General features: G+C 63.4%; 21 protein-coding genes. 8 read left to right on the forward strand and 13 right to left on the reverse strand.

Annotated elements, in window-relative coordinates:
- Positions 1–33: 33 nt before the first annotated feature.
- Positions 34–936 (forward strand): LysR family transcriptional regulator, encoded by a 903-nt coding sequence (locus tag AC3Z8Y_RS07640; RefSeq protein WP_490089145.1) that lies wholly within the window; start codon positions 34–36, stop codon positions 934–936.
- A 24-nt stretch (positions 937–960) separates the two neighbouring features.
- Here AC3Z8Y_RS07640 and AC3Z8Y_RS07645 read toward each other — a convergent pair whose 3' ends face one another.
- The gene (locus AC3Z8Y_RS07645) at positions 961–1,380 is read right to left on the reverse strand and encodes an organic hydroperoxide resistance protein (RefSeq protein WP_490089146.1); all 420 of its coding nucleotides are present in this window, start codon (positions 1,378–1,380) and stop codon (positions 961–963) included.
- Positions 1,381–1,653: 273 nt separating this feature from the next.
- On the opposite strand from AC3Z8Y_RS07645, the gene AC3Z8Y_RS07650 reads away from it, so the two are divergent.
- Both AC3Z8Y_RS07650 and AC3Z8Y_RS07655 read left to right on the forward strand, forming a co-directional pair.
- Positions 1,654–3,672 carry a M10 family metallopeptidase C-terminal domain-containing protein gene (locus AC3Z8Y_RS07650; RefSeq protein WP_490089147.1) on the forward strand — a complete coding sequence of 673 codons (2,019 nt, stop codon included), beginning with the start codon at positions 1,654–1,656 and terminating at the stop codon, positions 3,670–3,672.
- 11 nt (positions 3,673–3,683) lie between these two features.
- On the forward strand, positions 3,684–4,214 hold the full coding sequence (locus AC3Z8Y_RS07655) for a cytochrome b (protein WP_490089148.1): 531 nt from the start codon (positions 3,684–3,686) through the stop codon (positions 4,212–4,214).
- 9 nt (positions 4,215–4,223) lie between these two features.
- Here AC3Z8Y_RS07655 and AC3Z8Y_RS07660 read toward each other — a convergent pair whose 3' ends face one another.
- The 5 genes from AC3Z8Y_RS07660 to AC3Z8Y_RS07680 form a co-directional block, all read right to left on the reverse strand.
- On the reverse strand, positions 4,224–5,528 hold the full coding sequence (locus tag AC3Z8Y_RS07660) for an MFS transporter (protein WP_490089149.1): 1,305 nt from the start codon (positions 5,526–5,528) through the stop codon (positions 4,224–4,226).
- Positions 5,529–5,590: 62 nt separating this feature from the next.
- Positions 5,591–7,045: an aldehyde dehydrogenase family protein gene (locus tag AC3Z8Y_RS07665; protein WP_490089150.1), complete on the reverse strand. Its 1,455-nt coding sequence runs from the start codon at positions 7,043–7,045 to the stop codon at positions 5,591–5,593.
- Positions 7,042–7,728, reverse strand: a complete 687-nt coding sequence (locus AC3Z8Y_RS07670; RefSeq protein WP_490089151.1) for a type 1 glutamine amidotransferase domain-containing protein — start codon at positions 7,726–7,728, stop codon at positions 7,042–7,044. Before AC3Z8Y_RS07670 ends, AC3Z8Y_RS07665 begins: the two co-directional genes overlap by 4 nt.
- 89 nt (positions 7,729–7,817) lie before the next feature.
- On the reverse strand, positions 7,818–8,588 hold the full coding sequence (locus tag AC3Z8Y_RS07675) for an alpha/beta fold hydrolase (protein ID WP_490089152.1): 771 nt from the start codon (positions 8,586–8,588) through the stop codon (positions 7,818–7,820).
- A 161-nt stretch (positions 8,589–8,749) separates the two neighbouring features.
- A complete protein-coding gene (locus AC3Z8Y_RS07680; RefSeq protein WP_490089153.1) occupies positions 8,750–9,976 on the reverse strand; it encodes an MFS transporter in 1,227 nt (408 codons plus the stop codon).
- 293 nt (positions 9,977–10,269) lie between these two features.
- Between AC3Z8Y_RS07680 and AC3Z8Y_RS07685 the strand changes: the two genes are divergently transcribed.
- The gene (locus AC3Z8Y_RS07685; protein WP_490089154.1) at positions 10,270–10,548 is read left to right on the forward strand and encodes a hypothetical protein; all 279 of its coding nucleotides are present in this window, start codon (positions 10,270–10,272) and stop codon (positions 10,546–10,548) included.
- A 23-nt stretch (positions 10,549–10,571) separates the two neighbouring features.
- Here AC3Z8Y_RS07685 and AC3Z8Y_RS07690 read toward each other — a convergent pair whose 3' ends face one another.
- The 6 genes from AC3Z8Y_RS07690 to AC3Z8Y_RS07715 form a co-directional block, all read right to left on the reverse strand.
- Complete coding sequence (locus AC3Z8Y_RS07690; RefSeq protein ID WP_490089155.1) at positions 10,572–11,417, reverse strand: fumarylacetoacetate hydrolase family protein; 846 nt, start codon at positions 11,415–11,417, stop codon at positions 10,572–10,574.
- 30 nt (positions 11,418–11,447) lie between these two features.
- On the reverse strand, positions 11,448–12,302 hold the full coding sequence (locus AC3Z8Y_RS07695; protein ID WP_490089156.1) for an alpha/beta fold hydrolase: 855 nt from the start codon (positions 12,300–12,302) through the stop codon (positions 11,448–11,450).
- A gap of 40 nt (positions 12,303–12,342) precedes the next feature.
- On the reverse strand, positions 12,343–13,284 hold the full coding sequence (locus tag AC3Z8Y_RS07700) for an AEC family transporter (protein WP_490089157.1): 942 nt from the start codon (positions 13,282–13,284) through the stop codon (positions 12,343–12,345).
- A gap of 79 nt (positions 13,285–13,363) precedes the next feature.
- The gene (locus AC3Z8Y_RS07705) at positions 13,364–14,638 is read right to left on the reverse strand and encodes a c-type cytochrome (RefSeq protein ID WP_490089158.1); all 1,275 of its coding nucleotides are present in this window, start codon (positions 14,636–14,638) and stop codon (positions 13,364–13,366) included.
- Positions 14,635–16,407, reverse strand: a complete 1,773-nt coding sequence (locus tag AC3Z8Y_RS07710; RefSeq protein ID WP_490089159.1) for a GMC family oxidoreductase — start codon at positions 16,405–16,407, stop codon at positions 14,635–14,637. The genes AC3Z8Y_RS07705 and AC3Z8Y_RS07710 overlap by 4 nt, the downstream gene beginning before the upstream one ends.
- 5 nt (positions 16,408–16,412) lie before the next feature.
- On the reverse strand, positions 16,413–17,126 hold the full coding sequence (locus AC3Z8Y_RS07715) for a gluconate 2-dehydrogenase subunit 3 family protein (RefSeq protein ID WP_490089160.1): 714 nt from the start codon (positions 17,124–17,126) through the stop codon (positions 16,413–16,415).
- 271 nt (positions 17,127–17,397) lie between these two features.
- On the opposite strand from AC3Z8Y_RS07715, the gene AC3Z8Y_RS07720 reads away from it, so the two are divergent.
- From AC3Z8Y_RS07720 to AC3Z8Y_RS07735, 4 genes are all read left to right on the forward strand, one after another.
- Complete coding sequence (locus tag AC3Z8Y_RS07720) at positions 17,398–17,868, forward strand: (2Fe-2S)-binding protein (RefSeq protein WP_490089161.1); 471 nt, start codon at positions 17,398–17,400, stop codon at positions 17,866–17,868.
- Positions 17,865–20,015, forward strand: a complete 2,151-nt coding sequence (locus AC3Z8Y_RS07725) for a xanthine dehydrogenase family protein molybdopterin-binding subunit (protein WP_490089162.1) — start codon at positions 17,865–17,867, stop codon at positions 20,013–20,015. Before AC3Z8Y_RS07720 ends, AC3Z8Y_RS07725 begins: the two co-directional genes overlap by 4 nt.
- A gap of 25 nt (positions 20,016–20,040) precedes the next feature.
- The gene (locus tag AC3Z8Y_RS07730; protein WP_490089163.1) at positions 20,041–21,351 is read left to right on the forward strand and encodes a c-type cytochrome; all 1,311 of its coding nucleotides are present in this window, start codon (positions 20,041–20,043) and stop codon (positions 21,349–21,351) included.
- A gap of 287 nt (positions 21,352–21,638) precedes the next feature.
- The gene (locus tag AC3Z8Y_RS07735) at positions 21,639–22,460 is read left to right on the forward strand and encodes a helix-turn-helix domain-containing protein (protein ID WP_490089164.1); all 822 of its coding nucleotides are present in this window, start codon (positions 21,639–21,641) and stop codon (positions 22,458–22,460) included.
- On the opposite strand, the gene AC3Z8Y_RS07740 is transcribed toward AC3Z8Y_RS07735, so the two are convergent.
- A complete protein-coding gene (locus AC3Z8Y_RS07740; protein WP_490089165.1) occupies positions 22,416–23,312 on the reverse strand; it encodes a LysR family transcriptional regulator in 897 nt (298 codons plus the stop codon). The genes AC3Z8Y_RS07735 and AC3Z8Y_RS07740 overlap by 45 nt on opposite strands.
- Positions 23,313–23,397: the final 85 nt, after the last annotated feature.

The following is a 23,397-nucleotide window of genomic DNA, read 5'->3' on the forward strand; positions in this document are numbered from 1 at the left end:
AGCCTCGGGGCCCTCAGCCACCGGGGCACCCAGATGGATAAGTTTCTCGCCTTGAGCATGTTCGTCGAAACCGTGCGCTGCGGCGGTTACTCCGCAGCCGCGCGCAAGCTGGGCGTGGCTACGTCGTCCGTTACCCGCCAGGTGGCAGCGCTGGAATCGGAGCTGGGCACCACGCTGCTGACCCGTAGCACCCGGCAGAACAGGCCAACGGACCTGGGCCAGGCCTATTTCGAGAAAGCCGTGGCGATTCTGGACGCCCTCGCCGCCGCCGACAGTGTGGTGACGGACCGGGGCAGCGAAGCCAGAGGGAAGCTCAGGATCAGCGTGCCTGTGGAATTCGGGCGCCGCGTGATCGCTCCGCACCTGGGGCGCTTCCTGGCGGCCCACCCCGCGCTGGACGTGAGCCTCAACCTCAGCGATGACCGCGTGGACCTGTTCAAGGACCGCATCGACCTGAGCGTGCGGCTGGGCTCTACCGTCAATAGCGAAGACGTGATCTGCAGCCCTATCGGCCATTTCCAGCGCTGGCTCGTGGCAAGCCCTGTGTACCTGGAGCAGCACGCAGCCCCGGCACAGCCCGGCGACCTTGCCGACCACTGCTGCCTCCAGTTCGATTACGGCGGGCCCATGAAAGGTTGGGATTTTGAAGTGGATGGCGAGGCGATACCGGTCGCGGTGCAGGGGCGGATACACAGCAACAACGCCGACGTGCTGCGGCAAGCGGCGATAGCAGGGCAGGGGGTGGCGTTGCTGGCCGATTGGCTGGTAGCCGAGGACGTACAGCAAGGCCGGTTGTCCCGCTTGCTTGCGCATTACGAGATCAATCCGGCCTCTGTCGATGCTTCCATCACGCTGGTGTACCTGCCCATCAATCGCGAATCAGCCCGCATCAAGGCGTTTGCTCATTTCATCAAGGGCTTGCTGGCCGCTGCCTAGCCGGTAGCCGGCGGCAGCGCCGGATCACACGCTTACATGCAGGCGAACGTCAACGTTGCCGCGAGTGGCGTTGGAGTAAGGGCACACCTGGTGAGCTGCTTCTACCAGCTCCTGCGCCTCTGCTTTTTCCAGGCCTGGCAGGTTGATTTCCAGGTCGATGTCCAACCCGAAGCCGGCGGGAATCTGGCCAATGCCCACTTTTGCGGTGATCGACGCGTCGGCCGGAATACTGCGCTTGCGTTGGCCGGCAACGAACTTCAGCGCGCCAATGAAGCAGGCGGAGTAACCAGCGGCGAACAGCTGCTCGGGGTTGGTGGCTTCACCGCCAGCACCGCCCAGTGCCTTGGGCGTGGCCAGTTTCACGTCGAGGATCTTGTCGCTGGAAACAGCACGGCCATCACGGCCACCGGTAGCGGTTGCAACTGCGGTATAGAGAACGTTCATGGTGCCTCTCCTTGCTGATAGTCGTAGGAAAAATACTGTGATCCTGTAGCGCCAAAGTGTTGCGCGCTAACCATATGGTTTTAATCTAGCTCGCAATTATTTTGCGCGCAAGCATTATTTTTGGGTGTTCTCCGTCAGCTGCATCCGGCTGATAGAAGGCGCGACCTTTGATTCGTAAATCGGCTATGACGGGGACGCAAGGATCTACGCTGAGCTGAACGGCGAAGCCACCGAACGACTACAACCAGGCGGTCGCCTCAGGAGGAGTACGACATGCGCCATACAGCAGCATCGAACAACAAAGTGCAGGGCACCACCGGCACTGTTCTGGTAGGCGTGGCAGGGGCGGACAGCGCCGCCGGCCTTGCGCTGGACCCCAACGGGGCAATCTGGCTTGCAGGCTATAGCCGGCTGGGCCTGGGCGGGGAGGAGGACTCGGCGTTTACTGGCAGCCTCGTCAGGTTCACCGCCAAAGGCGGCGTGGACACCCGTTTCAGCCAGGACGGTAAAACCCTTTTGCCGGTAGAGCTGGACCTGGAGTCCGGTGGTAACGGCGCGGTGCAGCCGGGCGGCAAATACCTTCAGGCGCACTATGTTCGCCAAGGCGATGAATACGTTGCCGCGGTAAGCCGCATTCTTCCCGACGGCAGGCTGGATTCAAGCTTTGGGGATGCGGGCACCGCGACGGTGCCGTTCGACTGGGAGGATTCGCTCGGGAACCAGGCGTCTTTCAGCGTACAAAGCGATGGCAGTTTCTTCGCCGGGGCGACGTATTCCTCCGGCGAGGTTTACATCGCCCGGTTCGAGCCAAGCGGTGTGCTGGACGCGTCTTTCGCAGAGGCAGGTGTGCTCAGCCTGCCGGCATCCCTGGGCATTCGTAGCCTCAGCCCCATGGATGTGGCTTTGCAAACCGACGGCAAAATCCTGATCTGGGCCTCAGCGTTCGACTTCACCGATTCCACTTGGAGCGCGACGCTCACCCGGGTAAATCCCGACGGCACCGCCGACACCACCTTCGGCAGCGACGGAACATTGGCCCTGGGCTACCGCGCGGACGCCATGGCGTTACAGGCGGACGGCAAAGTCCTTGTTGCGGGCAGTGAGGATGGCGTGGCGGTACTTACCCGGGTGAATGCCGATGGCAGCGTCGATACCGGATTTGGCGCCGACGGTAGCGTGGCCTTGCCGTTTGCGGGCGACGGGTTTTCCATCGCGGACATGACGCTGCGGGCAGACGGCAAGGTACTGCTCGCCGGCAACCTGAACACCACCGCCGACGGCAGCGTGCTGGCGCTGGTTCAGCTGAACACCGATGGCAGCCTGGACACGACCTTTGGCAACCCGAATGACGGTTACCAACACCTGGTGGGGAGTACCAGCGCCGATATGCTGATCGGCACAGCGTCTTTCGATGACGCGCTGTCTGGCGGTGGCAGCCGTGACCTGCTCGATGGCCAGCAGGGGCGGGACGTGCTCAGCGGCGGGCTGGACGCCGATGTGTTCCGCTTCCAGGAAGTAGCCGACAGCTTCCGGACCGCGACGACCGCCCACAGCGACCGCATTACTGACTTCGATCCTACGGTGGATGTGCTCGACTTGTCCGCGCTCGGGTTCACTGGCCTGGGCAACGGCCGGGACGGTACCTTGACCCTGCAGGTAAACGAGGCGGGCACCCGTTCCTATTTGAAAAGCCTGGAGGCGGATGCCGATGGGCGGCGCTTCGAGGTGGTGCTGAACGGGGACCTGAGCGGCGCACTGACCGAGCGCAATATCCTCTTCAGCAAGGCGTTGCGCGAAGGCACCGACGCAGCGGACCACCTCACGGGTACCGCGCGGGCCGAGATCATCCAAGGCCTTGGCGGTGCAGACAAACTGCTCGGTGGCTTTGGGGACGACGTGCTGGCCGGTGGGGCTGGCCGCGATTGGCTTGAAGGCGACAGCGGCAAGGACGTGTTTCACTTTGCGGCGCTGACCGACAGCTACCGTACGGGAACGCAGAGCCATGCGGATCGAATCGTCGACTATGCGGCCTACGACGACGCGATCGACGTCTCCGCGCTTGGCTTCACCCGCCTGGGTGATGGCCACAACGGTACGCTGGCGGTGGTTACCAACGAGGCCAAAACCCTGACCTACTTGAAGAGCTACGATGCAGATGCCAGCGGGGCACGGTTCGAGGTGGCCGTGCTCGGCGATCATTCGGGGTACGGGGGCTTGAATATCACCTTCGCGGGGCTCGTTGAAGACGAAGCGATCCAGCTGATCGGCGCAGCGGCGCCGGTGGCGGCTTAGCCCTGCAACAGATGGACCGTTACACCGGCCTGGCCCAGGCGCTGCACTGGCTGACGGCTGCAGCGCTTTGCCTGCTGCTGCCGTTTGTATGGGTAGCGGAGAATTTTCCCCCGGGGCCGGTGCGGGTGTTCTGGTACATGGCCCATGAGTCCATGGGGATCAGTGTGTTTCTGATGGTGGTGCTGCGGCTGACCTGGCGCTGGCGGCATCGTGCGCCTGCGTATCCAGAGGGCGTAAAGCGCATGACTTCGGTAGTCGCGGGGCTTAACCATGCATTGTTGTACGCCGTGCTGTTAGTGATGCCGGTTACCGGCTACCTCATGGCAGGCAATGGCCAGGGCGTGCCGTTCTTCGGCGCGATCACGCTGCCCGGCTTCGCCCGCAACGACGGGCTGGGGCTGATTGCCGACAAGGTTCACGTGTGGTGCCAGTTCGCGGTTTATGGATTGATCGTGCTACACGTGCTTGCTACGGTCTGGCATGTGGCGGTACGCCGCGACGGTATGCTCGAGCGGATGCTGCCGCCCCAGCGCCCCCCTTGAATCGGCTGCTCAGGCTTGCCTTGGGCGTGTAAATTCCGGCCGGGCCCGCCCCGCTTTGAGATGGTGAGGCTTAAGAAACGGCGTCACTACCAACATCAGCGCACTGACGCCTGCCATCAGCCATTGAGCCACTTCAAAGCCTCCCGTCACGTCCCGCAGGTAGCCCATCAACAACGGGCCAGCCGCGGCAACAACGTAGCTGATCAGCAGGATGAAGGCGTTCCAGGCGTTGGCTTCTTCGGCATTTTTGGCGTTGTCCAGCGGGAGCGTCATGCCCAGGGTGAACGCGCCGCCAGCACCAAATGCCACGATGGGTATCGCCAGAAACGGCATGGCATTGGGGGCGATAGCGATAGCCAGGGTGCCTGCCAGAGAGATGCCCGAGCTGATCGCCAAGGCGACACGACGGTCTTCCTTGCGGCTGAGCAGGCCGAAGGCCGGGTTGGCGATCATGAACGCCAGGGTAAAGCTGGCCAATATCAGCCCGGCCATGTTGGGTGTTCTGCCGTATTCCACATACATCGGCGCGACCCAGGAGATGTAGGCATAGAACACGATGTTGTTGCTGGCGAAGAACAGCGCGATCAACCAGGCGGTGGGGTTACGCAGCGGCATTGAATAGCGCGGGCGCTGCTGGGCACCTTGCCTTGGCGAAAGCCCACGGCGTTCCACAAAGCTCCAGGCGGCGATCGCACCGATTGCCGGTAACGCCCACAGGCTGGCACCCAGCTTCCAGCCACCGGTGGCCACGGCGACCGGGCCGGTGATGGCGGCGGCTACCGTGCTTCCCAAGGCCAGGGCAGTGGCATAAATGCTCATGAGCACAGCGGCCTGCCGCGGGTAACTGGCTTTGACGAAGCCGGCGAGCAGCGCGCCGGCAACCGCGATGCCCGCGCCAATACCCACGGTGGTCAGAAAGAGTGTTGCGATAGTGCCGGCAAAGGCGCGCAAGGCTGTGGCGGCAAGCAGCACGGTCAAGGCCGCCAGGATCACCTGATCGCGACCGAAGCGCCGCGCCAGCCAAGGCGCCGGCAGCGCCATCACCCCCATCAACAGCGTAGGGATGGCGGTGAGCAGAGAGGCTTGAGTATGGGAGAGGCCGAACGCCTGGATCATCGACGGCAACAGCGGGCCGATCGAGACGATCGCCGGGCGCAGTGTGACGGCTACAAGGGTGATACAGAGGATTGCAACGAGCAGCGAGGGCGCTTCTGCTGGCAGGCGCGCCGGTGCGCAGAGGGTCAAGTGCGGGGCGGCTTCTTTTGCGGTAACGGGCACGGGCTCGGCGAGCGGTGTTTGGGCGGTGGCCAGCATGATTCGGTCTCCAGGCAGGGCAAGGTAGCGGACGGCCCCCGCGATAGGGGCCGTGCACAGGCTCACTTCTTGATCAGCACGGTTTTGGGGTTGGTGAACAACAGGCGCCCTTCGTGCCCGCCCTCGGTTCCCACGCCGGATTGCTTATGGCCACCGAAAGGAACGTCCACGCCTTGGGTGTGTATTTCGTTTACCCACACCATGCCGGTTTCCAACCGATTGGCGACGGCCACCGCAGCCTTGGTATCGCGGCCCCACACCGAACCGCCGAGGCCGTAGGGGCTGTTGTTGGCGCGCTCCACCACATCATCGACGTGGTCGTACACGATGATCGGAACAATCGGGCCGAACTGCTCTTCCTGCACAATCCGGGATTGTTCCGGCGGGTTGTCCACCACAGTGACAGGGATGAAGTAACCCGCCCGGCTTTCGTCGATCTCGCCACCCAGCACGATCTTCTGGCCGTTGGCCTTGATGTCGCCCAGGAACTCGCGAACCTTATTGAACTGCATCTTGTTCTGCACCGGGCCTACAGTGACCTGCGGGTCCAGGCCATCGCCCATTTTCTGCTGCCGGGCATAGCCCACGAATGCAGCGACAAATTCCTGGTGGTACGAGCGGTGGATATACAGCCGCTTGATGCCGACACACCATTGGCCGGAGTTACCGACCGCGCCCCAGAACAGCTGGGGGATGGCGGCCTTCCAGTCGGCGTCGGGCAGCACGATGGCTGCGTCGTTGCCGCCCATTTCCAGTGTGAGGCGCTTGACCGTGCCCGCCGCCGAACGGATCACGTGCTTGCCGGTTTCGGTAGAGCCAGTGAAGCTGATCTTCGCGATGTCCGGGTGCGCGGTCATTTGCGGGCCGAGCTCATTGCCGCCAGACACCACCGACAGTACGCCGGCAGGCAGCACCGACTGAGCGATCTGGCCGAAACGCAGGGTGGTCAGCGGGGTGAACGGCGAGGGCTTGATGACCATGGTATTGCCGGCCAACAACGCCGGCGCCACTTTCCACAGCGCCAGCAGCACGGGGAAGTTCCATGGGGTTATCGCACCGACCACGCCCAGTGGGGTGTGGTGCAACTCCACGATATGGTTGTCGTTCTCTTCAACGATCTCTACCGGAATACGCCGCGCCGCGATCTGGCGAATCCAGGAAATCGACTGGTCAACCTCAGGCTCGGCCATGGTTTTCAAGGGCTTGCCTTGCTCCAGCGTGAGCAGCACGGCGAGCTCGTCACGATGTGCTTCCAGCGCTTCGGCATAAGCCACCAGGTAGGCCTCGCGCTCGTCATAGCTCAGCGCCGACCAGGGCTTGAACGCAGACTTGGCCGCGGCTACCGCGTCGTCGAGTTGCTGTGGCGTGCCGGCAGGCGCCTTGGCCAGCACCTGGCCAGTGGCGGGGTTCATGACATCGAACGATTCCTCGGCCTGGACCAGCTTGCCGGCGATGCTGAGGTAGTACGGGCCATCGAACAGGCTTGTGAATGCTGCGCTGCGGGATACGTTAGTCATTTGCTTGCTCCCAGTTGGTTGATCAGCACGTTCGCAGCTTCGCTCGAGGAGGTCGGGTTCTGGCCGGTAATCAACAGGCCGTCACTGACCACATAAGAAGCCCAGTCCTCACCCTTGGAGTACACGCCGCCGTTGGCCTTGAGCACGTCCTCTACCAGGAAGGGCACCACGTGGGTGAGGCCTACCGCCTCTTCCTCGGTGTTGGTGAAGCCGGTGACGTTTTTGCCCTTCACCAGCGGCGTGCCATCGGGGTTTTTCACATGGCGGAGCACGCCAGGCGCATGGCACACCAGGGCCGTAGGTTTGCCAGCCGCCTGAAAGGCCTCGATCAGCTGGATGGAAGTAGGGTCTTCAGCCAGGTCCCACAGCGGGCCATGGCCACCTGGATAGAACACGGCGTCGAAGTCGGCGACCGACACGCTGTCCAGGCGCACGGTGCGGGCCAGCAAGGCGGTGGCGGTGGCATCGGCTTCGAAGCGGCGGGTCAGATCTGTCTGGAAGGACGGCTCGTTGCTCTTCGGATCGAGCGGCGGTTGGCCGCCCTTGGGTGACGCCAGGACAATGTCCGCCTTGGCATCGAGGAACGCGTAGTAGGGCGCTGCCAGTTCTTCGAGCCAGAACCCGGTTTTGCGGCCGGTGTTGCCGAGGGTGTCATGCGAGGTCAGAACCATGAGGATTTTCATTTTGCGTTTCCTGTAGTGAGTGATTTGCGTAGGAGAGGTATTTCAGGGTTTGAATAGACCGGTCGTCTACAGATCGGCCAAATAAAAAGTCACTTGGCGGCCTTGATAATCAGGTCCGCGACTTGCTGGGGATACGACAGCATCGCAACGTGACTGGAGGGCACTTCCACGGACACGGCGTTCATGCGCTTGGCTTGGTCGGCTTGCTGTTGCGGGGAAATGATTGCGTCCTTGGTGGCGATTACGGCGTAGGAGGGCACGTTGTGCCAGGCCACATGCTGCACCGGTTCGCCCAACGCATGACTGTTCAGCGCGCCTTGGCCAGCAGCGACAAGGGCTTGCTCGGACGCAGACAGGTCGGGGGCGAAGAACTTGGCCACGCCTTCATCACTGACCTTCACGTAGCCCGCCTGGTCCTTCACGAAAGAAGCCTGGCCGGGGCTGTGCGGGTAGCCTTTGGTGGTGTCCAGTGCGGACTGGCCGTCAGCGGGTGCGAAGGCCGCTACATACACGAGGGAGTGAACCTTCTCGTTCGCTCCGGCATCGGTGATTACCGCGCCGCCCCACGAATGGCCAACCAGCACCACGGGGCCCTCGGCGTCTGCGATGGCTCGGTTGGTGTAGGCCACATCGCCTGCCAGCGAGTCCAGCGGGTTCTGCACCGCGACCACCTTAAGCCCTGCCTGCTGCAGCAAAGGGATGACCTTGTTCCAGGACGAGCCATCGGCGAATGCTCCGTGTACCAGCACTACGGTTTTGGCGGGTGTGCTTGCCGATGTTGCCTGTGCGGAGGCGATGCCCATGTGGGCCATGAAGGCCAATGAAGATATAAATGCAGCCAGCTTGGTAGGGGTTTTCATCGCGGTTTCCTTTCTGCTGTGAGGTGGTGTGGGGTTACATTAGTCTTGAATAGACCGGTCGTCTAGAGATTTTTGAAATCTTTTTCGAGGGCTGTTGAAGTTCACCGGCGCAAGCCCGTATGTCAGCTAGCGGAGGGGGCGTTTCCCCTCCACGTTCAGGCTTACTGGGGTTGGGCTGCCAAGCTATTGCTCACGTTACGGCCCAGCACCAACACCAGCACAAAACCGCAGCCCACCAAGGCGGTGGCCAGGCTCATCAGCACTGAGCTGCCGAGTTTGTCGACAATCTGCCCGCCAAAAAACGAACCCACAGCAATGATCACTTGGAATAGGGCGACGAACAGCGGCATCCCGCGTTCCACATCCTTGGGCGCTACCACGAACATCCAGATACTGGCGCAAGCCGGGAAGGCGCCGAAGGCAAAGCCCCACAGCGCGATCAGCATGGCTGCGCCGGTAAGGCCGGTAGCGAAGTAGGGGAACAAGGCGGTACTGGTGGCGATCATCAGGGCCACCAGCAACAGGGTGTAACGCACGCTGCGGTTTGCGGCGAAGCCTGCGAACACATTACCGGCAACCCCGGCGATGCCGTAGAGCAACAACAGCGAGCCGATAGTAGGCCCATCGAACCCGCCACTCTGTTTGAAGAAGGGCGCCACATAGGTGTACGCGGCAAAATGCGCCAGGCCGATCAGCAATACGGCGATCAGCCCAACCCGGGCTTGCGGATTAATAAACAGGGCCGGCAGGTCACTGATGCGAATGGCCTTGTCGGGGTTGAGCCGCGGCAACAGCAGGATTTGCGCCAGCAATACCGGCACACCGACCAGCGCGGTAACCAGGAAGGTCATGCGCCAGCCCATCAGGCCGCTCAACCAGGTGCCAACAGGCACGCCCAGCACGGTCGCCAGGGTCACCCCGGCCATGATGAATGAGGTGGCCTGGGCCACACCCACGCCTTTGGGGGCCAGGCGACCGCTGAGCGCAATAGCCGTGGACCAGAAGCCGCCGATGCTCACACCCAGCAGCACACGACCGAACAGCAGCAGGCTGAAGTCGCTGGCGTAGGCGACCACCGAGTTGGCGATGACCATCAACAGCGTGAGGCTGATCAGAAGATACCGCCGGTCCATCGCGCCAATGCCCACGGACAGCAAGGGCGCCGCGAGGGCGGCCGCGATGCCGGGCAGGGTAACCATCAAACCGGCGTGGCCGGCACTGATGCCCAGGTCGCTGGCCACATCGTTGAGTACGCCTACGGGCAGAAACTCGCTGGTCACCAAGGCGAAAGCGCCCACGGCGACCGAGAGAATCGCCAGCCACTGCTGTTTGACGCTTTGTTGGCTATGTTCGGGTAGGCCGCGGGGGGCCTGACTGGAGGTTGGCATGGTGCGGTTCCGATAAAGAATGTCGCCCGAGGGCGAACGGGGAAGCGGAGGAGAAAAGGGTAGGGGATTATAGAGGGCGCTTTGGCAAGGACAGAGGCGGGCCGCTCGATAGTAATCATCAGCGCAGTCGATGCGAGGCGCGGGATAGAGCGCCCGTCCAGGGCAGGCCTATGGCATGACCGGGCTGGAACGGCCCGCTTCGTCGCCTTGCAGGTGTCGTGCAAGAATCTTCAAGACCGCGGAGTATGGCCCCGGTAGCGTTGCAGCAAAAGCCACACGAGCCGAGTACCCGCATGTCCAGATTCCAGGCGCAGCCCGAGCAGCCCATGCAAGCGAGTTCATTTGCCCTCTCTCACTCGGACGCCCCGGCGCAGGCGTATACCGCCCTGGTCCACGAGCTGTATGACGGTTTGACCAGCATTGCCTGCAACCTAGAGGCCGCCGCCAGGTGGCTGTCCCGGGAACAGCCCGATATAGCGGAGGCTCAGGTGGCCCTGGCCGACCTGGTGGCAGCTGCGGCCGAGGTCATACAAACCTGCGCCGCGCTGTCTACCTGCCTGAACCTCATGTAGCCGAACTGCCCTTAAGGAAGGCCTCACTCCCTCCAGGCAGAGATTTCCTGGCGCTGGCTGCCCAAGCCCTCGATGCCCAGCTCGATCACATCGCCGTGTTGAAGGAATACCGGGGGCTTCTGGCCTAGCCCTACGCCTGCGGGAGTGCCGGTGGCGATCAGGTCGCCTGGGCGCAGCTCGAAGAACAGCGACGCATAGGCAACGATCTCTTCCACGCCGAAGATCATGTTCGCGGTGCTGCTGTCCTGAAAGCGGCGCTCGTTGACCGAGAGCCAGATGGCCTTGTTGGCAATATCGCCGGCTTCGTCCGGCGTAACCAACCATGGGCCTACCGGGGCGAAGCCGGGGAAGCTTTTGCCCTTGGTCCATTGCCCTCCGCGCTCCATCTGGTAGGACCGCTCGGAAAGGTCATTGACCACACAATACCCGGCAACATGTTCCAAGGCTTGCGCGCGAGGGATGTACAGCCCGCCCGTGCCGATCACGATGCCCAGCTCCGCTTCCCAGTCACCTTTCTCCGCCCCTCGGGGCAGGGTTACCGGATCGTTCGGCCCGGTGGCGAAACAGCCTTTCATGAACAGGGTGGGCTCGCTGGGCGGGCTGAGGTCTACCTCCCTGGCGTGGTCGAGGTAGTTCAGCCCCACGCAGAGAATGCGGCTGAACGCCGCCACGGGCGGCCCCCTGCGCAGGCCAGGGTCGAGGGCTGGCAGCGTGCTGGGGTCCAGCTGGCCGAGGGCGGCCAGGCTCGCCGGGCTCAGTTCGGCCCAGGTGATGTCACTGATATGACCGGACAGGTCGCGGAGGATGCCTTCGGCGTCCAGCATCGCAGGGCGTTCGCTACCTGCCGGGCCTACGCGCAACAATTTCATGGTGGTGCCTCCTTTGCCTTCGTTGAGGAATCAACCTCGCCAGCCTTCGAGGAATTTCAGCAACAGCCCGTTGACCACTTCCGGTTGTTCTTCCTGTGGAAGGTGGCCGCTCTGGGGGATGGGGTGCGCCTCAAGATTGACGGCCATTTCTGCCCATACCTTGGCCATGTCGAACAGCTTGCCCACGGCATGAAAATCCGCGCCCCACAGCGCCATGACCGGGCAGGCGATCTTCACGTCGGCGTCTTCCTGGTCCTGGGCGACATCAACGGCATTGGCGCGATAGTCAGCCATGGCGCCGCGTACCGCGCCGGGTGCCTTGTACGCCCGCACGTAGGTGTCGAAGGCTTCGCCGGAGATGGTCGTGGGATCGAAGCACCAGTCCGAGAAGAAATAGCGCAGCCATACCTCTTCCTTGCCAGCGATAAGGGCCTCTGGCAGGTCGGGTACCAGGTGGAACAGGAAAAACCAGTACGCCTTGGCCACCTCGGCATTGAGGTCCCGGGAGACGATCCGGGTGGGCACGTTGTCCATGACCACCAGGCGGTCTACCAGCTGCGGATGGTCCTTGGCGAAGCGGGTGGCGACACGGGCGCCCCGGTCATGGCCGACCAGCGCGATTTTAGACACGCCCAGCTCGCCGAGCAGGTCGTGAAGGTCCTTGGCCATGTTGCGCTTGTCATACCCGCCGGCGGGCTTGTCGGTTTCGCCATAGCCGCGAAGGTCGGGGGCGATCACTCGGTAATGCCTGGACAGCGCCGGGATCTGGTAGCGCCACGCATAGTTGGTTTCCGGAAACCCATGAAGCAATACCACTGGCGGGCCGTCGCCTTCCTCGATGACGAACTGGCGGATGCCATTGGCCGATACCGTGTACTTTTTCATTGTGCGCCTCGCTGTTTTTCAGAACATGTGGCCACGGGCATCAAGACAGGTGCCGCGTGAAGAATGAGATAAGGACCGCAATGGTGAACATCGAGAAAACGGTGGTAACCAGCACGCTACCGGCGGTGATGCTGGCGTCACGGCTATACATGTTGGCAAGCATGTAGGGGCCGGTGCCGGTGGGCAGCGCGGCCACCACCACGGCGATCGCCGTCAGTTCGCTGCTGAGATGGAACACATAGGTTGCAGCGATCCAGGTAAGGAATGGTTGGGCCAACAGCTTGAGCGCGACTATCCCGGACAACCGCTGCCAGTTGATGTCGAACCGGGTATCGGCGATGAACGCCCCCAGGGAAACCAGCGCGCACGGGCTGGCGGCATTGGCAAGTAACGTCAGGAAGCGATTCGGCCCCATGGGCAGGGGCGGTGCCCAGGCGGCGTAACAGACCCCGAGCAGCGGGGCGAGAAGCATGGGGTTTTTCAGCAGCGAGTAGCCCACCTTGCCAACGGTGGTCAGCAGGGCGCCCTTGGGTTGGAGGGCAATTTCCACGGTGAGGACGGCGATGCCGAAGAGCACGCTTACTGTGATGATGGCCGAGATGGTCACCAACGGCAGGCTGGTGGGCCCGAACGCTGCCAGGCATAAAGGAAAGCCGATGAAACCCACGTTGGCATAGCCGCTGTTGAGGCCGTCGAGGCTGGCGTCGGCCAGGTGAGAGGCTTGCAGCTTGCGCAGCAGCGCGGTAAAGCCGAATACCAGCGCGCTCCCCAGAGCGAAGGCTGCGGCAAACCCGGGCTGATGCAGGTCGGCCCAGCGGGCAGTGGCCATGACCTGGAACAGCAACGCAGGCATGCCCAGGTAGACCACGAACTGGTTCAGCTCGAACGCCGCCCGGCTCCCCAGCAAACCCTTGTGACGGGTGAGCCAGCCGGCGCCCACGAGGGCGAAAACCGGTAATACAACGTTGATCAATACGTCCATCAGCTGCCTCGTGTGGATTGACGTCCCAGCGCGTTTGCACTGTACGGCCCGCCCGAACACCCAGGATAGGCACCCTGTGCTATTGCCCACCGTGGGTGAGATCGTTTCTGACGGCGGCTACTTGATCCTCGGTAACTGCCGGCCCGGCATTGCCCCAGCCAGCACGAATGAAGCTGGTGACCGCTGCCACGTCCCGGTCGGACAGACGCCAGGCAAATCCCGGCATGCTGTAGGCGGTAGGCGAGCCTTGAGTGGCGGCAGTGGTGGCGCCGGCCAGGACAATGCGGATGATCGAGGCCGGCTGCGGGTCATTGAGTACTGTGTTGGCCGCCAGCCCCGGGAATGTCCTGGCATAGCCCTTGCCGTCACTTCGGTGACAGGCAATGCAGTTGTCCACATACACGTGCGCCCCTTCTCCGCTGAGGCGCAGTGCGTGCAAGTCGGCGGCTGTGCTGTCCTCGCTCGCCACCGGTGGCGGCTGCTGCCCGCTGGGCGCCAGGGATTTCAAATACGCCGCAATGGCCTGTAGGTCCTTGTCGTTCAGGTATTGCAGGCTGTTTTCGATCACATCCTTCATACCGCCGAAGGCGGCGGTATGGTTGTTCTTTCCAGTACCGAGGAACTCCACCAGGTCTGTTTCGCTCCAGCGCCCAAGGCCGGTCAGGGCACTGCCGCGAAGGTCCTTGGCGATCCAGCCGTCGATTGGCGCGCCACCCGCCAGGTAGGTGCCTTTGCCGTCATCGGCCATGGCTTTTTCCTCGAGGGTGAGCGCACGCGGGCTGTGGCACGAGCCACAGTGCCCCAGCCCTTCAACCAGGTAGGCGCCGCGGGCGACCGGGTCCGCTGCCAACGGGGCCGGGCCGGCGTAGGGTGCAGGCGCAAACATCCAGCGCCAGCCTGCCAGCGGCCAGCGCATCGACAACGGCCAGGGAATGTCGACGGTGCGGTTGGGCTGGTGTACCGGCGCCACGCCCCTGGAGAAGTACGCGTAGAGGTCGCGCATGTCCGCCTCGGTGACCCGGGCATAGGAAGGGAAGGGCATCGCCGGGTAGAGCGTGGCGCCATCCTTGCGGATGCCGCGCCTCACGGCATTGTCGAAGTCTTCGAAGGTATACCGCCCCAGGCCGGTGTCAGGGTCTGGGGTAATGTTGGTGGAATACACCACGCCCAGAGGGGTCTTGAGCCCCAGCCCGCCAGCAAAGGGTTGCCCGCCCGGCGCGGTGTGGCAGGCAATGCAGTCGCCGGCGCGGGCCAGGTATTCGCCCCGCGCGGGGTCGTCGGCCTGTGCGCCTGCCATTTCCAGCAGGGCGGCGCAGGTAAGCAAGGGCACAATGGATTTCATCAAGGCGCTCATGCTTGAACCAGTGGGCCGGGTTGTCTGGAATAGGTCTGGATGATGGCATCGGCGGACCAATACGCCAGGGCCGCCACCAGGCCAGTAGGGTTGTAGCCAATGTTCTGCGGAAAGGCGCACGCACCCATGACGAACAGGTTGTGCACGTCCCAGCTCTGCAGGTACCGGTTGACGACGCTGTTGGCGGGGGAGCTGCCCATGATCGCGCCGCCGGTGGTATGGGTGCTCTGATAGGCGCGGGTATCGAAGTGAGTGCCTGCCCGCCGCAGGATCACCTCGGTGTTACCGCCGATGGCCTTGCCGATCTTCTCGGCGCCCTCAATGGCGTGCTGGATCATGCGGAACTCGTTGTCGTGCCAGTCGAAGGTCATTCGCAGCAACGGCAAGCCGAAGGCGTCCTTGTAGGTAGGGTCCAGGCTCAGGTAAACGTCCCGATAGGCCATCACCGAACCTTGGGCATAGAGGGGAAGAAGACGCTGGTAGCCGTCAGCCATGCTCTGCTTCCATCCGGCGCCCCAGGTGGGCGCATTGCCGAACGTCTTCGCCTGTTGGATAGGCCGCCCGCCGGGCCGCAAATGGTACACGCTGGCGCCGCCGACGAAGCCGTGGGGGCCGTGATCGAAATTGTCGCCGTTGAAATCATCCACCGCGGTGCCCGCCGCGCCCGCGCCTATGTACGGGTTGAGCTGGTGGCCCTGCGGCAGCAGTACGTTCACGCTGCTGTTCATGTGGTAGGCGTAGTTCTTGCCCACCACGCCTTGCCCGGTCGAGGGGTCGTAGGCGCGGCCAATCTTCGAAAGCAGCAGCAGGCGCACGTTGTGCATCTGGAAGGCGCAGAGGATGACCATCCCGGCGGGCTGGAAAACTTCCTTGCCTTGCGGGTCCATATAGGTCACGCCTGTGGCGAGCCCGCCTGTGCTGTCGGTATTGACCTGGGTAACGTAGCACTGAGTGCGCAGGGTGAAATTGGGCTGCCTTCTCAGGGCCGGCAATATGGACGTCTGCGGTGAGGCCTTGGCATACATGTAGCAGCCATAGCCCTCACAGAAGCCGCAGAAGTTACAGGGCCCCAGCCGCACGCCATATTGGTTGGTGTAGGGTTGCGACGCATTGGCTGCCGGCACCGGGAAAGGGTGCAGGCCGACGTCGAGCGCGGCGGCGGCGAACAGGCTGGCGCCGTAGACCGATTTCAGCGGTGGCGTGGGGTACTCGCTGCTCCTGGGCGCTTCCCACGGGTTGCCCCCGGGCATTACCTGGCCGTGCAGAACGCCGGCCTTGCCGGAAACCGCAGCGACGTCTTCCCATTTCGCGAAGTAGGGTTCCAGCTCCGCATAGGTGACGGGGTAGTCCTGAATCGTCATGTCCGCCGGGATGAAGCCTTTGCCATAACGCTCTTCGTAGTGGGACCGAAGGCGCAAGTCCGCTTCAAAGGCGCGCCACGACATGCCGTTCCAGTGAAAGCCCGCGCCGCCCACCCCAGTGCCCAGCAGGAACGCCCCATGCTGCCGATAGGGAACGGCAGTGTCTGCGGGCGAATGGCGGATGGTCACGGTTTCCCTGGCCAAGGCCTGGAACAGTTTGCCGCGTACGCTGTAAGCCAATTCGTCGATGACCTTCGGGTAGGGCGCGGTCTCGGCGGTGTCTTGAGCGGCCCCGCGCTCCAGCGCCAGCACGGTCATGCCCGCCTTGCTCAGCTCCATCGCCATGATGGCACCTGTCCAGCCAAAGCCTACGATCACAACATCGGGCGTGCCTTCGATACCTGCCATGGGCATTAACCTCGCCGCCCGTCGATGGCAACGGGGCCAAGCGGGTAGGGGGTATTGGGATGGTCGATCCAATCCATGAAGTCGGCGCGGGCGCCCGGGAAGCCAAGCACCTTCCAGCCCGCCATGCCGAGGTTGCCCCCATAGAGCGGATCGGCGAAAAAACCTTCCCGGGTGTTGATCAGTAATTGTGCAAAAAACAGTGATCCGCTGACGTGCTCCAGGTGCAGCGTATTGGCTTCCAGTTGCTTGAGTACCTCGATCTGCAACGCCCGGTTCAGCCGGTGATAGGGTGAGCCGTGGGTGCGCTGGCACCACTGGTCGCAGCCCTCGATGCCCAGCCGGTAGATGTCTCGCGGGGTAAATTGCTGTTGATAACCGAGTTCGGGCGCCAGGTCTGTGATGAACGGGCCTTGCATGTACCAAAGCGCCCCATGCCCGTAGGGCGTCTCCATCTGCAAGTCGATGAACGCCGGCACTCCGCAGTCTGCCGCGCTCGGGCTCAGGTCGTCCTCGGGAATCAGTTGGGCCGTAGCCGCCAGCATGAAGGCCCATTGCGCCTCGGTAAAAAAGCGTGGTGAGTGCGCCGTGGACGATGCGGGGCCAGCAGGCGCATCGGTACTTTGCCAGGCGGCCACGGTTGAATCGGGCGCGAGGGTCACAGCCGGCAATACGGCCAGCCCCACCTTGAGAAAATGCCGTCGGGATGGATGTTCAGACATCGCTCTACCTGAATACGCCGGGTTATCCGCGCTACGCCACCGGCCTCGAAGCCGGGGTGGGCATAACGTCCTGGGGCCACCATAGGGTGCGGCATTTGCTCGGGCTTGAACGCATGTGCTGGTTATGCCCCTTGATCCGAAGCCTGCCGCGCTCGAATAAAAGCAATCGGCTTCCATGCTCAGCACAAACACGCTACGGACGACGACGGGGCTGCACGTACAGTGGCGCATGCAACAGCCCCGGAGTCTGACCTTTGCAGGAGTGAGCCAGTTGATCGAGCTGATGATCAATGGAAGCACGCGTGAGTTCGACGTCACCCCCGACGTGCCGCTGTTGTGGGTGCTGCGAGACGTGGCGCAACTGACCGGCACCAAATTCGGCTGCGGCATGGCACTCTGCGGGGCCTGCACGGTGCAGGTGGACGGCCGCGCCATGCGTGCCTGCGTGCTACCGGCGGGTACTCTGGCAGGCAAGCACATCATTACCATCGAGGGCATTGGTGGGACCCCGGCAGGCCAGGCCGTACAGGCCGCCTGGCTCGCCGTCGAAGTGGTGCAGTGCGGTTACTGCCAGCCCGGCCAGATCGTCGCGGCCGCTACGCTGTTGGCCAGCACCGCCCAGCCCACCGATGCGGACATCGACAATGCCATGAGCGGCAATATTTGCCGCTGCGGTACCTACCCCCGCATCCGTGAAGCCATCAAGCACGCGGCCCGGCTGCAGGCGTCGAAGCAGGCATGAGCATCGTGAACCTTCCCGAAGTGAACCTCAGCCGCCGCGTCCTGCTCAAGGCAGGTGTCGCGCTCGGCGGTGGGCTGATGGTGGGTTTTGGTTTCATGCCTTCTAGCGTGGTAGCGGCGGAGTCGTCGCCGTTCCAGCCCAGCGCCTTCGTAAGCATTGATGACACTGGCCGTATCACGCTGATCATGGCGAAGATCGAGATGGGCCAGGGCACCTACACCTCGCTGCCGATGCTGATCGCCGAGGAGCTTGAAGTCGACCTTGACCAGATACAACTGCGCCACGCGCCGCCTGACGCCCGGCTGTACGGAGGGCCGCGCATGGATCAGTTCACAGGCGGGTCGCTGACGATCAGGACACTCTGGCAGCCCATGCGGGAAATAGGCGCCGCCGCGCGGATGATCCTGATCGACGCCGCTGCGCAGCGCTGGGGTGTTACCGCGGGCGAATGCCAGGCCCGCCGGGGCGAGGTCATCCATCCCGCCAGCGGGCGGCGATTGCGCTATGGCGATTTGGCCGACGCTGCCGCGCGCCTGCCTCTGCCGACCGCGATTACCCTCAAGCCCGCCAGTGAGTTTCGCCTGATCGGCCAGCCGCAAAAGCGTCTGGATAGCCCCGGCAAGGTCGATGGCAGCGCGCTGTTCGGGATCGACACGGTGCTGCCCGGGATGCGCTTTGCCATGGTGCGCGCTTGCCCCGAATTGGGCGGTACCTTGGCCGCGGTGGACGAACAGCGCGCGCTTGAGCTTCCAGGCGTGCGCGCGGTGATCAAGATCGCCAACGCCGTGGCGGTGGTGGCAGACAACACCTGGTATGCCGGCCAAGGCCTGGCGGCCCTGGACATCACCTGGGCGCCGGGGCCGAACGCCGGGCTGGCAACGGCCGATCTGCTGGCCACCATTCAAGCTGCACTGAACCGGCCGGGTGTGCTGGCGCGCAACGACGGCGACGCCATGAAGGTGATTGCCGCCGACCCTCAGCGTGTGGAAGCGGCTTACTACAATCCCATGCTGGCCCATGCGCCCATGGAGCCGATCAATTGCACCGTGCACATAGAAGCCGCGCAAGCGCGCATCTGGGTGGGCACTCAGGTGCCGGCGCGGGCCCGGGACGCCGCCGCGCGGCTCCTGGGCCTGCCTGTGGAGCAGGTCAGCCTCCAAGGGTATCTACTGGGCGGCGCCTTCGGCCGACGGCTGGAGACGGACTACGTCGAACAGGCCGTGATGATCGGTCGCCAAATAAACGCGCCGCTGAAGATCACCTGGAGCCGCGAAGAGGACATCAGCCAAGGGATATTTCGTGGGCTGTATGCCCACTCGGTGCAGGCCTCCCTGGGGCCGGACGGCTTTCCCGTCGCGATGTCTCACAAGATCGCCGGGCCGTCCAACCTGGCGCGGTGGGCGCCGGGGGCGCTCAAGGATGGCCTGGACGGGAACTCTGCCGAAGGCTCTACGCAGTTTTCCTACGATATTCCCCACTACCGCTCGGAATTCATCAAGGAAGACGGCCCTGTCGTCACCGGCTTCTGGCGAGGCGTAGGGGCTACCCGCAACCTGGTGGTGCTGGAAAGCTTTATCGATGAGCTCGCCGCCCGCGTCGGCCAGGACCCCTTGGCCTACCGCCTGGCGATGCTGGGTAAAAACGCCAGGGCTCATGAAGTGCTCCGGCGCGCTGGCGAGTTAGCCAGCTGGGGCGAGCCCTTGCCGGCGGGCTTCGGCCGTGGCATCGCCTTGCTCAATGCCTGGGATACCTACATGGCCCAGGTGGTTGAGCTGAGGGTATTACCCGGGGGCGCGATTGACGTTCAGCGGGTGGTTTGCGTGGTGGACTGCGGTGTGGTGGTCAACCCGGACACCGTCGTGGCGCAAATGCAAGGCGGCATCAATTTCGGACTAAGCGCGGCGCTGTTTGGCAACATCACGCTGAAGAACGGCCAGGTCCAGCAAAGCAATTTTCACGATTACCCGGTGCTGAGGATGAATCAGGCGCCGCAGATCATTGTGGATATCCTCGCCAGCACCGCAGCCCCAGGCGGCGTGGGTGAAGCCGGTACGGCGGGGGTCGGCGGCGCCTTTGTCAACGCCGTGCACGCCGCCACCGGCAAGCGCTTCTACACGCTGCCCATACGCTTGCCGGCAAAGGTATGAGCTGTTGGCTCTCAGGTGCGCGTGCATGAAAACGACTTTCAGATGGTTGGCAGCGGGCGGCATCCTGGCGCTAGCGGTGGCGGCTGTGCTGGCCCTGGCTGGGTCGCCCCGACCACAGGCCAGCTCGGCGATGGCGGCGGTGGATGGCGCGCCGCCGCAGCTGCGCACGGACGTGGAGCGCGGTGAGTACCTGACACGGGCGGCCGACTGCGTGGCGTGCCACACAGCTGAAGGCGGGAGGCCGTTCGCTGGCGGCCGCGCGTTCGCATTACCCTTCGGTACGCTCTATTCGACCAATATCACTGCACACCCTGTAACCGGGATCGGCGCCTGGTCGGATGAGGCCTTCATTCGTGCCGTGCGGCAGGGGGTAGGGCCGGAGGGCCACCTTTACCCGGCCATGCCCTATACCTCCTACTCAGGCATGAGCGACCGCGACCTGTTGGCGATCAAGGCTTACCTGTTCAGCCTGCCGCCGATCGACCAGCCGAGACGAACCAACGCCATCGGCTTTCCATTCAATCAGCGCTGGGGCCTGCACCTCTGGGACCTGGTGTTCTTCCGCGATCAGCGTTATCAGCCGGTCGACAGCCAAGGCACCCAGTGGAACCGCGGCGCCTACCTGACCGACGCGCTCGGCCACTGCGGTGAATGCCACACCCCGCGCAACCTGGGGTTCGCGATGAGGCGCAGCCGGTACCTGGCCGGTGCCGAAATCGAGGGCTGGGTAGCGCCCAACCTCAGCGCGGATCGCGAGGCCGGGCTGGGCAGTTGGTCCTTGGCACAACTTGAGCAATACCTGAGCAGTGGCCATGCGCCGGGCCGGAGCACCGCCTCCGGGCCCATGGCGTCCGTTATCGAAAACAGCCTGCAATACCTGAGCGCCGAGGATATTTCGGCAATGGCGCACTACCTGGCCTCGGTGCCGGCTCAGCCCACGGGGGAGGGCGATGCGGTTAACCTCCGGCCCTCTCGCCAGATCATCCCGGGCAATGGGCTACCTGTGGCGCAAGGCAACGCAGATCCCGCCGCGCGGTTGTTCGCTGGCGACTGCGCTGGCTGTCATTTGTGGGACGGTCGTGGGCGGCAATCGAACTATGCCGACCTGCTGGGCACGCGCTCAGTGAATGACCCCTCGGGGCGCAGTGTCGTTCAGGTGATCCTCAATGGGAGTACGCTCAAGGTGGGTCACCGTCACGAGACAATGCCAGCCTTCGCCAGCCGATATTCCGACACCCAAATTGCCCAACTGGCCAATCATGTCATCGCACTGTTCGGCGCGCAGCAGGGCCAAGCCACTGCCGACCAGGTGGCCAAGCAGCGCGGCGCTGAATAGGAGCGCTCCATAGGCCAGGTAGTCTTCCTGAAGACATCGGATAACGAAACACTGTACACATTTGCGGTCCGGGATTAAGCCCGCCAATGGTCAATGAATTTTGCACTGAACGCAGCAATATCGAGCGAGGCGGCTGCTACGTTAGGTGTAAGTAACTCGAAACGAAAGCGGGGGCACAGGTGCAGTCAGGTCTGAACATACAAAGCGTTCGCTCCGATGATGAGATGACTGTCCTGGATGAGGACCTTCACGCGGAGGGTGGCAAGACACGGGTAAAGGTCTGGACGATGGCTGACCTCTACGACGCGGAACTGTTGAAGGGCGCCTACTTTCAGCATCACTACCCATGGCACTCCCATGAAGAGCTTAGCTTGGGCGTTGTGCTGGCTGGCGGTGTGTTCCTCAAGACGTTGACTGCCGAAGGCGTTGCCAGGCGTGGGAGCTTCGTGCTGGTCAATGCTGAAGAGTTGCACTGCGGGCGTCCCGATGCGGGGGGCTGGCTGTGCCGCACCTTGCATATACATCCGCAGGTATTGCGCGGCGTGGCGCTGGAAGGGTTTGGCTGCAGCGGCCTCCCGGTATTCGCCAGCCCGGTGATCGAAGACCCTGTGCTGACCATGAACCTGCTGGCACTGCATCGGCTCTCCGAAGGGCCAGGCTCGGCGTTGGAGCGCCAGTCGCGGATCATGGCCCTGATCGTGCGCTTGCTCACCCACCATGGCCGTCGCCTGGAGTTGCCGCTTTCGGGCCGCAATGAACCGGCCGCCGTGGCCCGTGCTCGCGCTTACCTGGACGCTAACCTGTCCGAAAGGGTGAGCCTCGATGAGCTGGCCTTGATCGCGGGCCTGCCGCCCTTCAGGCTACTGCGCGCCTTTCGCCAGGCCTGTGGGATCACGCCCCATGCCTATCACCTGCAGGTGCGGGTACGCCAGGCACACAAGCTGCTCAAGCACGGCTTGCCCTTGGTGGAAGCCGCCAGCGCGGCAGGCTTTGCCGACCAGCCGCATTTCACCCGAGTGTACAAGACGGTCATGGGCGCCACCCCTGGGCAGTTCAAGGTGTACTCACGAAGGCAGCAGTTCTGCGACCCAGTCTATGAAAACGCGTAACTTCAGGCTTATGTGCCGGTTAGGCGGGTAGGCGATATACATCGGCATGGCATCGAGGCGCCAGTCCTGGAACAGCGGCACCAGTTCGCCCCGGGCCAAGGGCGCCTCGGCCATGTAGTCCGGCAGCCACAGCACTCCCAGCCCGGCTACGCCTGCGGCCAGATAGGCATTGCCGTCATCCACCGACAGCACCGGCTGGCCCTGCACGTTCACGCTTTCTGCGCCGCGGTGCAGGGTATAGGTCAGCGCCCTGCCCGTACGGGCCCACAGAAAACCGACGGTTCGATGATCCGGGCCGTCCAGGTCGCTCGGGTGATCGGGCGTACCGAGCCGTTGCAGATAACTCGGCGCGGCGTAAACCCCAAGTTTCAGATCGCCCAAGCGGCGCGCCATCAAAGACTGATCGGTCAGCTCGCCGCCGCGCACTACACAATCGACGTTTTCGCCGATGATATCGACCATGCGATCACTCACGCCCATGTCGATCTGGATATGTGGGTAGCGCTGATGAAATTCCGGCATGGCCGGCACCAGCACAAGGCTGGCAAACGGGCTGGGCACGTCCACGCGCAGCCGCCCGCGCGGCGCGGTAGCAGCACTGGACAGGCAGGTTTCGGCGTCGTCCAGGTCGGCGAGCAGGCGTACCACGCGCTCGTAGTAGGCCGCGCCATCGGCGGTGATATTCACTTTGCGGGTGGTGCGGTTCAGCAGTTTTACCCGCAAGCGGGCTTCAAGTTGCTGCACCAATTGCGTCACCGTGGTCTTGCTCATGTGCAGGGTATTGGCCGCCTTGGTAAAACTGCCCGTCTCCACCACTCGAGCGAAGGCCTGCATTGCATCGAAACGGTCCATCGGCACCTCGCTTGAACGTGGGATTGTTTGGTACGGCCAAATAGTTCTGGTCAGGGTTGCGCGTTTATCCCGGGGTAACAAGCTT

The sequence above is a fragment of the Pseudomonas sp. 3MAES_34.3B genome, assembly GCF_058145875.1.